We start from the raw sequence: 13131 nt of genomic DNA, 5'->3' as shown, positions 1-13131 counted from the left end.
TAGAAAAAAGCTTTTCTTGGTTAAAACATCATTCTACCTTGTTTTAATTATGAATTTATTAAAATCAATTCATAAAAAAAGTCTACTTTTGCACAAAATTTAATAAAATATAAAATGGCAACAAATAGAACTTTTACAATGATTAAACCAGATGCTGTTGCAAACGGACACATCGGGAATATCTTAGCAATGATCACTAATGGTGGTTTCAAAATCGTTTCATTAAAATTAACTCAATTAACTGTAGCAGATGCTCAAGCATTTTATGCTGTTCACGCTGCAAGACCTTTCTACGGAGAATTAGTTGAATTCATGTCACGTGGACCAATTGTTGCTGCAATTTTAGAAAAAGATAACGCAGTAGAAGATTTCAGAACTTTAATTGGAGCTACAAATCCAGCTGAAGCTGCTGAAGGAACTATTCGTAAAGCATACGCAGCTTCTATTGGAGAAAATGCAGTTCACGGATCTGACAGCGACGAAAACGCTGCAATCGAGGGTGCATTTCACTTTGCTGGTAGAGAGCAGTTTTAATTTATGATTTTAGAATTCAGATTTTAGATTACTGAACTTTGTAAATAAAAAAAATCCATTTCAATTGAAATGGATTTTTTTGTTTAAATACAAATGTCGATTAAAGCTTGTCTGACTTTTTAACAATTTTCTCCAATTTTTCATCAAGATCTTTCAAAAGCTCTTCTAATGCACTTTCACACATAGGTAATACTTTATCAAGACTTAAAACAGGAACTCCACCTACGATTGTTCCAGTTTTCTTAGAGTTTGCTCCTTCAGAAAAAGCAAATACTTTTTTTCCTGTTTTATCGTATAAAGCGATTCTGGCATAAGCTTTCATTTTTATTGTTCCAGTTCCGCCAACAGCGAATCCTTTTACTACAGCAAAATGAATTTCTGTAAATAAAACACCATCAGCTGCTTCTTTAAACATTTGAGCAGATGCTACTTCATTTGCAGAACCATTCATTCCTTCATAAATATATTTATATCCAGGATAGTTAATAATAGTACCACTTTCTCCGCCTTCTCTTGCAAATTTAGGAGTAAAAGCAATGTATTCCGGTTTTTGAGTTACTTCAGTTTCAGGAAGTAAATCAAACGGAAATTTTTTAGAATAATCATTAAAAAATGCGTTGTGATATTTTTCTAAAATTGGAGAAAGATTAAAATTTGGGTTGTTTCCTAAATCAGCTATCGCAGCCAGTCCATTTAAACCCAACTCCGAAAGATCAATTGTTTTATCCGTATAAAACGAAACAACAGCAACTTTTTTCTTTTGTGAATAACTAGTTAAGGCAAATAATACAGTTAAAATAAGTAATACTTTTTTCATGTTTTGGTTTTGTTTTTATTTGTTTATTATTAATCAGGCATTTATAAAAAAAATGCTTAATGCTCAAATATATCATAAAAAAAACACTTCCATAATGGAAGTGTAAAATTTATTTTTAAGTTTCAAATCACAATTTGATCAGCGCAAAACCACATCTTTTACCACTTCACGACCAAGTTCTTCATTAATCATTTTAACAATTTTAGACTTTCCATGACTTAATTCCTCTCTTAAAACAGCCGATCCAAGTTCAACATACAGCGTGCTTCCTTTCAAAACAACATTCTTAGTATACGTTTTTACACCATTCCCCATTAATTGCGTCCAAGCTTCTTTTACATCAATCTGATCCATTCCAGGCTGTAATTTATTAACCTGAATAATTTGTTGTAAAACAGCCCCAATCGTACTTTGGTTATTTAGTCTTTTTGCCATCGTTTAAAATATTTATTGGTCCCGTTTTTTTATAATAATATTCTTTGTTCTGATCATTTTTTACTACAAACTCTTCATCCGAAATCGAGATTAATTCCTCAGTCCATTTAGCATAATCCGTATTATAATCCAGAAAAGTTCCTTTATCAGTAAATCTTACCGAAACATTTTCAAAAGTATCAGTAGTCAAAAAAGTTCCGTCAAGCTGAGCCATTACTTTAGTTCGAGTTCCTTTTGTGCCTTTAATTTTAAAAAAATCAAAGTTTTCATTCATGCCATAAGCCTTTTCCTCCCCTTTATCAAAAACCACTTTTTCAATTTCCCAGTAACCATTTAGTTTTTCAATATCTGTCGGTTTTATTTCCTCTTTACAGCTCACAAACAAAAGCGACAAAACCAAAATCATAAAAGCATTTTTCATAGTAAAATATAATATTAATAAGGAGCTGTTTCCTGCTGTCTGCTATATCTTTTATGGTGAACCCCACCATAAAAGGATGCCGCTCCCATCAGGGCTAGGACTCCCGTTTTCAAAAGAAAATTTAGTGAATTACAAAGGTAACTTTATAAATTTCAAAAGAAATACTTTAATCAATAATTATCTCTTTTTTCTAAGACTTTATTTCCTAAATATTTACAGGCTACAAAAAAGCCTATTTTAACAATCTTATGTCATATTATGGCAGATTTTCAGGCAAATCTATCAGACTTTTGCAGCAAAATTATTTCAGTTACATTTTCCTCTAAAGAAGACAATTTCAAATAAAATTTTATTCATAAATCCTTTTATTAAAAATAGAATGAAAAAATATTTCATAATAACATTAAGCACTCTGCTCTTAATTTTTGGATGTAGTAAAACAAAACCAAAAAGCATTGCACACACTAAACCTGTATATGTCCAAATAAATAATCATCATCAACCTGAAGAGAAAGAAAATAGTACACCCTCCATAAAAGATGATTTTTTACAAAACAAAAATTCAAAAAATTCACCAGTCACAATTGTAGCTTCTAATCTATCAAGAGCGCAATACTCCGATCATAAGGATATTAAAATCGTCTTTAAAAATTCAAGTAAAAAGGATATTCAGGCAATTAAGCTGGAATGGTATTGCGAAAATTCATTTGACGAGCCTGCAAACGGGAGATATTTCTATGGAAAAGGAAGATCTACTGGTGAAATAGCTTATTTATTAAAAACAGGCGAAACAAGCTCAAAAACATGGGAAGATTTTTCTACAGATGCAAACCGTATTATAAAAGTTAGAGCATATTATGTAGTATTTACAAATGGCACAAAGTGGGAACTTAAATAAAACACTTCATGGTTAAATATGTAAAATAAGTTTTCCCACTCATTAAACTATTTTACATATTTTTGGTCAAACCCCAAACCAAAAACAAAAAACCATGACCAAAACTCTTTGTACAATCCTGACTGCCTTATTATTGATAGGCTGCAGTAAAGATTCAGCAGAACCAGATCCGGTTCCTACTCCATCAGAAAACATGTATTTCCCTCCATTAACCGGAACAACCTGGGAAACAAAATCCATCGCCGATTTAAAGTGGAACCAAAATGCCGTACAGCCGCTTCTGGATTACTTAGAGCTAAAACATTCTAAATCGTTTATCATTTTAGTAAATGGCCGAATCGTTTTAGAAAACTACTTCAACGGACATAATGCTTCAACAAATTGGTATTGGGCGAGCGCCGGAAAAACATTAACTTCAACCGTTACCGGAATTGCACAACAAGAGAACTTACTAAACATCAACAATAAAGTTTCTCAATACATCGGTACTGGCTGGACAAGCGAAACATTAGCACAAGAAAACAAAATTACCTGCAAGCATTTACTAACTATGACATCCGGTCTTGATGATTCAACCGATGATGTAGATCCTGCAGATCTAATTTACAAAGCCGATGCAGGAACAAGATGGGCTTATCACAATGTTTATGTAAAACTACAAGATGTCGTTGCAAGTGCAAGCGGACAGACTTGGGAAAATTATTTCAACGCCAAATTAAGAGATAAAATCGGAATGAATGGTACTTGGTTAAAAATTGATGTAAACAGCGTTTATGCAAGTAATTCACGAAGCATGGCACGCTTCGGGCTATTAATGTTGAATAAAGGGAAATGGGAAAATAATATTATTTTAAATGAAACCTACTTCAATGAAGCTACAACAACTTCACAAAACATCAATTTAGGGTACGGTTATTTATGGTGGTTAAATGGTAAAAGCTCCTATCATTTACCACAATCACAACTTACTTTTCAAGGAAGCGTAATTCCAACCGGACCAAGCGATATGTTTATGGCTTTAGGAAAAAATGATCAAAAAATATATGTAGTACCAAGTAAAAACATGGTAGTTATCAGAATGGGAGATGCAGCAGATAATGAAAATCCGGCCTTATCTGATTTCGATAAAGTTTTGTGGGAAAAAATTAGTGCTTTGTATCAATAAAAGGACTGCACAAAGTTTAAATCAATTGCCAGCCTTTAGATTTTAAAAAGCTTTTACAATCATTGCAAAAATCTTTTTCTTCATCCAGTGGGTTTCCTCCTTTAGCATCGCGCATAAAACACGTTTTTATTGCACAATGCGGTAAACCCGCTGTATGACCTAATTCATGTAAAACTAGTTTATAAAACTGTTGATTTTTATTTTTGACAGACAATCTAAAATCTGAGACTACGCAGGCTTTTCCGGGTCTATAACCTAATCCCATTACACCCCAGTCTTTAATTCCGTTTTTAGTAGTACTTATATCCGAATTTGATAACCCAACTATTACAGAATCTTTACCAATATTATCCTTAAGACTTTTAATAATACTATCAGCGCGGTATCTATTTCTTGGTTTATAATAGGAATTTTCAGGAAATGAAATATTTGATCTTAAAACTACTTTTGGATTTATAGCTTTAATTTCTTTAAAAACCTTTTTAGCCTGTTCAGTTTTAAAACTGCCTAAAGGCTGAATAACAATTACTTTTTGATTGTTACTATTTTCATTTTTTCCGTTTGTACAAGAAAGCACAATAAAAAGAAAAACAAAAAAGCAGTATTTCATAATCAAAAATGTGTCAATAAATTATTGCTTAGTTCTCAACCTTTTAAGAACTCCCATAAAAAAGAAACCTATCCCCAGAACTAATAAAACGTAGTAAAAAGAAAGACTATTATCTCTCAAAACATTTGCTAAAACAAAACATATAACGCTTGCAAAATAAAAAACAACAGCCGATATATTTTTAAAAGAAGAAAAACTCATTATAAATTATTTAAAGAAACTATCAACGAATTCATATTTATTAAAGACTTGTAAATCTTCAATTCCTTCGCCAACACCAATATATTTTACCGGAATTTGAAACTGATCTGAAATACCTATTACAACACCGCCTTTTGCTGTTCCGTCTAATTTTGTTACTGCTAATGAAGTTACTTCTGTTGCAGCAGTAAATTGTTTAGCTTGTTCAAAAGCATTTTGACCTGTTGAACCGTCTAAAACCAAAAGAACATCGTGAGGTGCATCTGCAACCACTTTTTGCATTACACGCTTCACTTTTGTCAATTCATTCATCAAATTGATTTTATTATGTAAACGTCCGGCAGTATCAATAATAACAATATCGGCGTTTTGAGCTACAGCAGACTGTAAAGTATCAAAAGCCACAGAAGCCGGGTCGCTTCCCATATTTTGTTTTACGATTGGAACGCCTACACGATCTGCCCAAACTTGTAACTGATCGATAGCTGCAGCACGAAAAGTATCGGCAGCACCTAAAACCACTTTGTAACCGGCTTTTTTAAACTGATAAGCCAGTTTACCAATTGTTGTAGTTTTTCCAACACCGTTTACTCCAACAACCATTAAAACGTAAGGTTTTTTATCTTTTGGAATATCAAATTCGGTTGCTTCGCCTGTATTGGTTTCAGATAATAATCCGCCAATTTCATCACGAAGAATTTGATTTAATTCTTCTGTTCCTAAATATTTATCTTCAGATACGCGTTTTTCGATTCTTTCGATGATTTTCAATGTTGTATTTACACCAACATCTGAACCTACCAAAACTTCTTCAAGATTATCTAAAACATCATCATCGACTTTAGATTTTCCTGCAACAGCTTTGCTTAACTTAGAGAAAAAAGTAGTTTTTGTTTTTTCAAGACCTTTATCTAAAGTCTCTTTTTTTTCGGTAGAGAATAATTTTTTAAAAAAACTCATTTTTAATTTATTGTTAGTTTTAGATTGTTTCTAAGAGTTTTGAAACAATCTTAATGTTTTATAGAACGCCTTTTGTTTTAATTTAACCCCAACTTCATCTATCCTTTTATGTTTTCTTTAAACAAGTAAAGATAAAGAGTCTGGCGGAAACAAATGTTTAAAAAAACACAAATTGATTGGTTTCTATAAAATTTTAAACAAATATAAAAAATAAAAAAGCTACTTCCGAATGAAAGTAGCTTTTCTATATATTGTAATTGTAATTATTTCTTTTTCAAGAAAGTATCAACTTCTTCAGGAGCCATAATAGATTCTACGAATGTATATGCACCAGTTTTAGGAGATTTTACCATTTTGATGGCTTTTGATAATCTCTTAGAAGATGTTTGTAACGATGCTACGGTTTTCTTTGCCATGATTCAAATGTTATTTGAAGCTTTTATAAAACTCTAATGGCCAAACCATTGAGATTTACAAAAATCTCTAATTATTACTTAATTTCTTTGTGAACAGTTACTCTTTTTAAGATTGGATTAAATTTCTTAATCTCTAATCTGTCTGGAGTATTTTTTTTGTTCTTAGTTGTAATATATCTAGAAGTCCCTGGAACACCAGAAGTCTTGTGCTCAGTACATTCTAAAATTACTTGGATTCTATTACCTTTCTTTGCCATCTTGCTATATATTTATTTAGGAAAAGATTATTTGATAAATCCTTCTGACTGTGCTTTTTTCAAAACAGCAGTGATTCCATTTTTATTAATTGTTTTTATCGTAGATGCTGCTACTCTAAGAGTAATCCATCTATCTTCTTCTGGAAGATAAAAACGCTTTTTAACTAAGTTTACAGAAAACTTTCTCTTAGTTTTGTTCATAGCGTGAGAAACGTTATTTCCTACCATCGCTCTTTTACCTGTAAGGTCACAAACTCTTGACATTATACTTATCTTTTATCGTTATTCAAAATCAGGGTGCAAAGAAAAGAAAAATAAACCATTGTAGCAAAAAATTATTGCACAATTTTTAAAATTTCTTTTTGTAATATTTCTAAACTCTTAATAGTTGCTCTATCTATCACTTTTTCACGTGGTTGGCCAAAGTTAAATTCTTCTGTGATTACTCCCTCCGGTGTAGCCAAAGCGATAAAAACAGCGCCAATTTCAGCATTTGAGTCTCCTTTTAACGGACCAGCGTTCCCGGTTGTCGCGATTGCATAGTCGGTTTTGAGTATATCTTTCACATTCAAAGCCATAGCTGCTGCAACCTCAGCACTTACTACCGAAAATTGATCTATTAAGTCTTGCGAAACACCCAAAACATTGACCTTTGCTTCTGTTGCATAGGAAACCACACTTCCTTTAAAATATCTTGATGCTCCTTGCACAGATGACAAAAGCGAAGCAATTTTTCCACCAGTGCAGCTTTCTGCTGTAGAAATCGTTTTATTATTTTTAGCCAGCAGTTTTCCAACTACGGTTTCAATCGTTTCATTTTCTTCATAACCCACTATAATATCATGAATTATAGCATCTAGTGACTGAACATTTTCTTCAATTGCTTTTTCTAACTCTTCTTTATCTGCTCCGCGGGCAGTCATACGCAGACGAACTCGTCCCGGATTTGGCAGATATGCTAATTTGATAAATTCAGGCAGATTATTCTCCCAGTTTTCGATACGTTCTGCGACTAAACTTTCGCCCTGACCGTATGTTAAAATGGTTTTATGAATAATATAAGGACGTTTATATTCTTTTACAATTTTTGGGATTATCTCATTTTCTACCAGATATTTCATTTCGTACGGAACTCCCGGAAGCGAAACAAACACAGTATTTTCCTTTTTCATCCACATTCCCGGTGCAGTTCCCATTTTATTATGAAGAACGGTACATTTTGAAGGAACAAGAGCCTGATCTTTATTTAACTGTGAAATGGGTCTTTTATAAAAACCTTCAATAAGTTCCGTTACATGAGCCAGAACTTCGGGATTTACAACCAATTGATCGTCAAAATAATCACAGAAAGTTTTTTTTGTGATATCATCTTTTGTCGGCCCTAAACCTCCGGTAATAATTACAATATCAACTTTGTTTTGCAGCAGTGCAAAAGTATTCAAAATATGCTGTTTGTCATCACTTATTGAAATCATTTCATAAGTTTCGACACCTATTCGATCCAGTTCTTTGGCTATAAAATTTGAATTTGTATCTACAATTTGACCAATTAAAATCTCATCTCCAATGGTAACTATTGTTGCTTTCATATTATTAAAAGTTTTACTTATAAAGATATAAGTTTATTTATGAAGTAGGGTTGTGGAAATGATTTGAGGCAGAAAAATTTAAAAGACAATTTCTTTTAAATTTTAATTAAGAAGTTAAAACCCTAAAAAATGGATTAAAATAAAATAAAGAAAAATGATTCCGCTTTTCAGTTTAAAAAAGCGGAATTATGGGAATTTTAGACGTCAAAATCTTTTTTGATTTCTTTAATCGCGTCTTTTACCTGCACTTTTATACTTTTAAAAGTCTCGATAATATCTTTTTTCTTTCCTTCTGCTTTTGTCCACGCTTCGACTTGCAGGATTTCTTCAAATGCAACATTTAACCCCATTAAGTCTAATGTAGGTTTAATTTTATGCGCATACGAATAAGCGTATTTATGATCCTTTTTCTTGATTCCTTCTTTGATTTGTTTCAAATCCTCAGGAACTTCTGTAACAAATAATTTTAGAATTTCGTTTACAAATTCGGGGTCATTGTCTGAAAGCGCATACACTTTCGAAAGATTATACTTTAAAGCCATTATTTTACTTGTATTCTGAATAATTTTTTATCTTCTAAAAAGCCTTCCAAAACATCATTTGGTTTAACTGGTGCAACACCTGCAGGTGTTCCTGTAAAAATAATATCTCCAATTTTTAAGGTAAAAAACTGAGAAACATAAGAAACCAATTCATCAATTTTCCAAAGCATAAAACTTGTATTTCCTTTTTGAACTGTTTCAGAATTATTTTTGAGCTCAAACGTAAGATTTTCTAGCGAAACAAAATCACTTTTTGGTAAAAAATCTCCAATTACAGCTGAACCGTCAAATGCTTTTGCTTTTTCCCAAGGCAGCCCTTTTGCTTTTAATTTATCTTGTAAATCTCTGGCAGTAAAATCAATACCTACACTTATTTCGTCATAATATTTATGTGCAAACTTAGGCTCAATATATTTTCCAACCTTATTAATTTTCACAATTATTTCTAATTCGTGATGAACTTCCTGAGAAAATTCCGGAATTACAAACGGATGCTGCTTCAACAAAACCGCCGAATCCGGTTTCATAAAAACCACAGGCTCATCCGGACGCTCGTTTTTTAATTCTTCAATATGATTGGTATAATTTCTACCGATACAAATGATCTTCATTCTTTTAAGTGTTCAGTTTTCAGTTTTTAGTGTTCAGGAAAACTTAGCACTCAAAAAAACTGAACACTAAAAACTGAACACTGAATACTTTATTTTGTATTTAATTTTCTCAATTTAATTCCTGTCAAAACTTTTTTGGTGTACAAAGGAAAATCGGCATTTTGAATCCAGCTAAAATAGCCTGGTTCTGTTTCCAGTACTTTTAAAACTTTTGCACCTTTATGTTTTCCGAAAGTAAAAATTTCTTCATCGTCTTTATCAAAAGCAATCATTCCGGCAAAATCGGCTATTTTTTTACGAGTTGTAAATTCAGATAATGATTTCATATCATTTTCCAGTTCAGGATAACGATCTAACTGCGCTTTCAAAATCTCGTAAGTTGCCATTGTGTCTGCTTCTGCCGAATGCGCATTTTCAAGACTTTTTCCGCAATAAAACTTCAAAGCAGCACTTAAAGTACGTTCTTCCATTTTATGAAAAATAGTCTGAACATCTACAGAAACTTTATTTTTCATATCAAAATCAACTCCGGCGCGAAGTAATTCTTCTGCTAATAGCGGAATATCAAAACGATCTGAATTAAAACCTCCCAAATCGCTGTCTTTTATCATATTATGAACCAGCGGTGCCAATTCTGCAAAAGTAGGTTCGTTTGCTACTTTTTCATCAGTAATTCCGTGAACGGCTGTAGTTTGTGGAGGAATTGGAATTGTTGGATTAACCAGCCAGGTTTTACTTTCTTTATTTCCGTTTGGAAAAACTTTAAATATCGAAATTTCTACTATTCGATCTTTACCGATGTCAATTCCAGTTGTTTCAAGATCAAAAAAGCAGATTGGTTTGTTAAGTTTTAATTCCATTTTTAATTTTTATAAGATTACAAATGTAAATTTTTAAAGCCAAAGTTCCCGCCCAAATTTCTATTTTTTTGACTAAAATTGGCTTTTTTTGTTGATTTTACGTTTAAAATTAAACCTTAACAAGTCCATTTTTAGTTTTTCTTATAAACGAAAAAACCCGAAAAATTTTTAAATTTTTCGGGTATCAAATTTTATTTATAAATCGATTAGAAATCTCTGTCTATATCAAAAGCTTCTAAATATTCTGCTACTCTTTTTACAAAACTTCCTCCTAATGCACCATCTACAACTCTGTGATCGTAAGAGTGTGATAAGAACATTTTTTGGCGGATTCCGATAAAATCTCCTTCTGGAGTTTCAATAACCGCAGGAACTTTACGAATTGCTCCAAGAGCTAAAATCCCTACTTGCGGCTGATTGATAATTGGCGTTCCGAAAACACTTCCAAAAGTACCAACATTTGTAACTGTATAAGTTCCTCCTTGTGTATCGTCTGGTTTTAGTTTTCCGGCTTTTGCACGGTTTCCTAAATCGTTAACCGCTTTTGCCATTCCAACAAGGTTTAACTGATCTGCATTTTTAATTACAGGAACAATTAAGTTTCCGTTTGGTAACGCAGCAGCCATTCCTAAATTAATATTTTTCTTTTTGATGATATACTCGCCATCAACAGAAATATTCATTCCAGGGAAATCTTTTAAAGCTTTTGCAACCGCTTCCATCATAATTGGTGTAAAAGTCAGCTTCTCGCCTTCTCTCTTTTCAAAAGCCGTTTTAACCTTATCTCTCCATTTTACAATGTTCGTTACATCAACTTCAATAAACGATTGTACATGAGCCGAAGTTTGTACAGAAGCCACCATATAACCTGAAATCAGTTTACGCATTCTGTCCATTTCGATGATTTCATCACCGCCATTTACAGAAACCGGAACTGCCTGCTGGCTTTTTTGAACTACTGGTTCTGGTGCTTTCGCAGTTTCAACAGCTGCTTTTGGAGTTTCAACCACTGCTTTTGGCGCTTGTTCAACTACTTTTGGAGTTTGAACAATTCCTGCTTTGCGGTCTTCTATATATTTTAAGATATCATCTTTTGTTACTCGGCCGTCTTTTCCTGAACCTTGAATATTATCTAATTCAGTAAGAGAAACACCTTCTTCTTTTGCAATATTTTTTACTAAAGGAGAAAGGAATTTTTCTGATCCTGAAAAATCCTGAGGAGCAGCAACTTCTTCTTTTACTGCTTCAATTGTTTTTTCGATTTCTACAGCTTCTGCAGGAGCAGCAGCTTCAACAACTGAAGTTGCAGCGGGCACATCACCACCTTCAGTTTCGATAATTGCAATAGTCTGCCCTACCTGAACTAAATCATCTTTGCCAAATAATTGTTCAACTAAAATTCCAGATACTTCACTTGGCACTTCGCTGTCAACTTTATCAGTTGCAATTTCCAGTACAGCTTCATCAGCTTCAATTTTGTCTCCCACTTCTTTCAACCAGTTAGTAATGGTTGCTTCAGCGACGCTTTCTCCCATTTTAGGAAGCTTTAATTCAAATCTTGCCATATTATTATTCTAAAGGGTGATTTTGATTTTCTGATTGCGAAATTACTGAAAAATTTAAATATAAATTACACTTAATATAATTTTTACCGAATTTTTTTGATTTGCCCTCTGTCATTTCTCGAATTACTTCCAATAATATAATTGGTATTTTTGGGGAAAATCTTAAAAGTAATGTTCTTATCTTTAAGAGTTTCTATGATATTGATACATTTTTTGAATGAAACATAGTGATTATCCAAAATGATCTCTGCCTTTTTTCCCTTTAAAATCAGCGACGAATTTACCATTTTTTCTTTTTTGAAATCTAAAAAACTAACTTTATTTTCTAAAATCGAAGCCAACTTTTCAGACAAATTCTCATTTTCAGAGTATAAAATATAACTTTCCGGCAATGGTTTTATTTTACTCTTTCCCTGAAACATTTTTATAAATGAAAAAAACCAGGTTCCAACTTGAATGAAAAAGCTAAAAAACCATGATTTTTTAAAATGCTTTTGGTAGAAAAAATTCATTGCATCCTGAAAACGTTTCATATACAATTCGTTTTTAACGGTACTTTCTCCTTTATAATGTAAAACGGTTGTTTCGTGAAAATAATAATTAGATTTTTTTAGTAGAAGTGCCCTGTAAGACAAATCAATATCATCTGCGTACATAAAGCAGTTTTCATCAAAACCATTTAGTTTTTGGTACAAATCTTTTTCTAAAAACATAAAGGCGCCAACGAGAATCTCAACTTTTCCGGTTTGGTTTTCATTTAAATGCTGTGCATAATATTGATTAAAAAGATTCCATTTTGGAAATACTTTATACAAACCAAAGATTTTGGTAAAAGCAATCCAAGGCGATGGAATGCCGCGTTTACTTTCGGGCAGAAAATTTCCTGTTCCGTCAATTAATTTACATCCAATAATTCCTAAATCTTGTTTTTCTTCGGCAAAAGCCAAAATTTCAGTAAAAGTATCTTCGGCAACAACGGTGTCGGGATTTAAAATGCAGATGTATTTTCCGCTGGCTTGTTCAACTCCAATATTATTTCCTTTTGGGAAACCAAAATTTTCCTGGTTTTGGATCAATTTTACTTTCGGAAATTGGGTTTTCATCATCAAACAGCTGTCATCTGATGAATTATTATCGATAACAATAATTTCGGCATCAAGATTAGCAATTGCTTCCTGAACACTTAAAACACATTGTTCCAGAAAGTAACGCACATTATAATTAAGAATGATAACCGATAATTGCATTGA

17 protein-coding genes are annotated in these 13131 nt (G+C 32.4%); 3 read left to right on the top strand and 14 right to left on the bottom strand.

Annotated features, from left to right (window positions below; all coding sequences use genetic code 11):
* The first annotated feature begins 114 nt into the window (after positions 1–114).
* Positions 115–534 carry a nucleoside-diphosphate kinase gene (locus tag BUE10_RS09150; protein WP_073484419.1) on the top strand — a complete coding sequence of 140 codons (420 nt, stop codon included), beginning with the start codon at positions 115–117 and terminating at the stop codon, positions 532–534.
* A gap of 100 nt (positions 535–634) precedes the next feature.
* On the opposite strand, the gene BUE10_RS09145 is transcribed toward BUE10_RS09150, so the two are convergent.
* The 3 genes from BUE10_RS09145 to BUE10_RS09135 all read right to left on the bottom strand — a co-directional run bounded on the left by BUE10_RS09145 (position 635) and on the right by BUE10_RS09135 (position 2207).
* Positions 635–1351, bottom strand: coding sequence for a hypothetical protein (locus BUE10_RS09145; protein ID WP_073484417.1), 717 nt, complete (start codon positions 1349–1351; stop codon positions 635–637).
* 138 nt (positions 1352–1489) lie between these two features.
* Positions 1490–1786: a DciA family protein gene (locus BUE10_RS09140; protein ID WP_056201824.1), complete on the bottom strand. Its 297-nt coding sequence runs from the start codon at positions 1784–1786 to the stop codon at positions 1490–1492.
* A complete protein-coding gene (locus BUE10_RS09135) occupies positions 1767–2207 on the bottom strand; it encodes a hypothetical protein (RefSeq protein ID WP_073484415.1) in 441 nt (146 codons plus the stop codon). Before BUE10_RS09135 ends, BUE10_RS09140 begins: the two co-directional genes overlap by 20 nt.
* 379 nt (positions 2208–2586) lie before the next feature.
* Here BUE10_RS09135 and BUE10_RS09130 point away from each other — a divergent pair, with 379 nt between their 5' ends.
* Complete coding sequence (locus tag BUE10_RS09130) at positions 2587–3105, top strand: putative periplasmic lipoprotein (RefSeq protein WP_073484413.1); 519 nt, start codon at positions 2587–2589, stop codon at positions 3103–3105.
* 94 nt (positions 3106–3199) lie between these two features.
* Positions 3200–4270, top strand: a complete 1071-nt coding sequence (locus tag BUE10_RS09125) for a serine hydrolase domain-containing protein (RefSeq protein ID WP_073484412.1) — start codon at positions 3200–3202, stop codon at positions 4268–4270.
* Between the two features lie 16 nt (positions 4271–4286).
* On the opposite strand, the gene BUE10_RS09120 is transcribed toward BUE10_RS09125, so the two are convergent.
* From BUE10_RS09120 to BUE10_RS09065, 11 genes are all read right to left on the bottom strand, one after another.
* Positions 4287–4880 carry a Zn-dependent protease gene (locus BUE10_RS09120; protein ID WP_073484411.1) on the bottom strand — a complete coding sequence of 198 codons (594 nt, stop codon included), beginning with the start codon at positions 4878–4880 and terminating at the stop codon, positions 4287–4289.
* 207 nt (positions 4881–5087) lie between these two features.
* Entirely contained in the window at positions 5088–6041 is a 954-nt protein-coding gene (gene ftsY, locus BUE10_RS09110; protein WP_073484409.1) for a signal recognition particle-docking protein FtsY, read from the bottom strand.
* A 263-nt stretch (positions 6042–6304) separates the two neighbouring features.
* The gene (locus BUE10_RS09105) at positions 6305–6457 is read right to left on the bottom strand and encodes a DUF4295 domain-containing protein (protein WP_007805819.1); all 153 of its coding nucleotides are present in this window, start codon (positions 6455–6457) and stop codon (positions 6305–6307) included.
* A gap of 74 nt (positions 6458–6531) precedes the next feature.
* Positions 6532–6714, bottom strand: coding sequence for a 50S ribosomal protein L33 (rpmG, locus tag BUE10_RS09100; RefSeq protein WP_008253902.1), 183 nt, complete (start codon positions 6712–6714; stop codon positions 6532–6534).
* 27 nt (positions 6715–6741) lie between these two features.
* Positions 6742–6978, bottom strand: a complete 237-nt coding sequence (gene rpmB, locus BUE10_RS09095) for a 50S ribosomal protein L28 (protein ID WP_008468080.1) — start codon at positions 6976–6978, stop codon at positions 6742–6744.
* Between the two features lie 71 nt (positions 6979–7049).
* Entirely contained in the window at positions 7050–8303 is a 1254-nt protein-coding gene (locus BUE10_RS09090) for a CinA family nicotinamide mononucleotide deamidase-related protein (RefSeq protein WP_073484408.1), read from the bottom strand.
* 197 nt (positions 8304–8500) lie between these two features.
* Complete coding sequence (locus BUE10_RS09085; RefSeq protein ID WP_053473805.1) at positions 8501–8845, bottom strand: Hpt domain-containing protein; 345 nt, start codon at positions 8843–8845, stop codon at positions 8501–8503.
* Positions 8845–9456, bottom strand: a complete 612-nt coding sequence (locus tag BUE10_RS09080) for a fumarylacetoacetate hydrolase family protein (RefSeq protein WP_073484407.1) — start codon at positions 9454–9456, stop codon at positions 8845–8847. Before BUE10_RS09080 ends, BUE10_RS09085 begins: the two co-directional genes overlap by 1 nt.
* Positions 9457–9545: 89 nt before the next feature.
* The gene (locus tag BUE10_RS09075) at positions 9546–10316 is read right to left on the bottom strand and encodes a 3'-5' exonuclease (protein WP_053473803.1); all 771 of its coding nucleotides are present in this window, start codon (positions 10314–10316) and stop codon (positions 9546–9548) included.
* Between the two features lie 206 nt (positions 10317–10522).
* Complete coding sequence (locus tag BUE10_RS09070) at positions 10523–11881, bottom strand: dihydrolipoamide acetyltransferase family protein (protein ID WP_073484405.1); 1359 nt, start codon at positions 11879–11881, stop codon at positions 10523–10525.
* Between the two features lie 83 nt (positions 11882–11964).
* Positions 11965–13128, bottom strand: coding sequence for a glycosyltransferase family 2 protein (locus BUE10_RS09065; RefSeq protein WP_073484403.1), 1164 nt, complete (start codon positions 13126–13128; stop codon positions 11965–11967).
* Positions 13129–13131 lie beyond the last annotated feature (3 nt).

It is taken from the genome of Flavobacterium sp. CF108 (assembly GCF_900129795.1).
GTDB lineage: Bacteria > Bacteroidota > Bacteroidia > Flavobacteriales > Flavobacteriaceae > Flavobacterium.
The sequence above is the reverse complement of the archived record's forward strand: the minus strand, read 5'-3'. Positions and strand labels throughout refer to the sequence as shown.

Excerpts from the sequence above, each read along its gene's own strand:
- BUE10_RS09150 (WP_073484419.1), top strand. The coding sequence starts at position 115 with ATGGCAACAAATAGAACTTTTACAATGATTAAACCAGATGCTGTTGCA.
- BUE10_RS09145 (WP_073484417.1), bottom strand. The coding sequence starts at position 1,351 with ATGAAAAAAGTATTACTTATTTTAACTGTATTATTTGCCTTAACTAGT.
- BUE10_RS09140 (WP_056201824.1), bottom strand. The coding sequence starts at position 1,786 with ATGGCAAAAAGACTAAATAACCAAAGTACGATTGGGGCTGTTTTACAA.
- BUE10_RS09135 (WP_073484415.1), bottom strand. The coding sequence starts at position 2,207 with ATGAAAAATGCTTTTATGATTTTGGTTTTGTCGCTTTTGTTTGTGAGC.
- BUE10_RS09130 (WP_073484413.1), top strand. The coding sequence starts at position 2,587 with ATGAAAAAATATTTCATAATAACATTAAGCACTCTGCTCTTAATTTTT.
- BUE10_RS09125 (WP_073484412.1), top strand. The coding sequence starts at position 3,200 with ATGACCAAAACTCTTTGTACAATCCTGACTGCCTTATTATTGATAGGC.
- BUE10_RS09120 (WP_073484411.1), bottom strand. The coding sequence starts at position 4,880 with ATGAAATACTGCTTTTTTGTTTTTCTTTTTATTGTGCTTTCTTGTACA.
- ftsY (WP_073484409.1), bottom strand. The coding sequence starts at position 6,041 with ATGAGTTTTTTTAAAAAATTATTCTCTACCGAAAAAAAAGAGACTTTA.
- BUE10_RS09105 (WP_007805819.1), bottom strand. The coding sequence starts at position 6,457 with ATGGCAAAGAAAACCGTAGCATCGTTACAAACATCTTCTAAGAGATTA.
- rpmG (WP_008253902.1), bottom strand. The coding sequence starts at position 6,714 with ATGGCAAAGAAAGGTAATAGAATCCAAGTAATTTTAGAATGTACTGAG.
- rpmB (WP_008468080.1), bottom strand. The coding sequence starts at position 6,978 with ATGTCAAGAGTTTGTGACCTTACAGGTAAAAGAGCGATGGTAGGAAAT.
- BUE10_RS09090 (WP_073484408.1), bottom strand. The coding sequence starts at position 8,303 with ATGAAAGCAACAATAGTTACCATTGGAGATGAGATTTTAATTGGTCAA.
- BUE10_RS09085 (WP_053473805.1), bottom strand. The coding sequence starts at position 8,845 with ATGGCTTTAAAGTATAATCTTTCGAAAGTGTATGCGCTTTCAGACAAT.
- BUE10_RS09080 (WP_073484407.1), bottom strand. The coding sequence starts at position 9,456 with ATGAAGATCATTTGTATCGGTAGAAATTATACCAATCATATTGAAGAA.
- BUE10_RS09075 (WP_053473803.1), bottom strand. The coding sequence starts at position 10,316 with ATGGAATTAAAACTTAACAAACCAATCTGCTTTTTTGATCTTGAAACA.
- BUE10_RS09070 (WP_073484405.1), bottom strand. The coding sequence starts at position 11,881 with ATGGCAAGATTTGAATTAAAGCTTCCTAAAATGGGAGAAAGCGTCGCT.
- BUE10_RS09065 (WP_073484403.1), bottom strand. The coding sequence starts at position 13,128 with ATGCAATTATCGGTTATCATTCTTAATTATAATGTGCGTTACTTTCTG.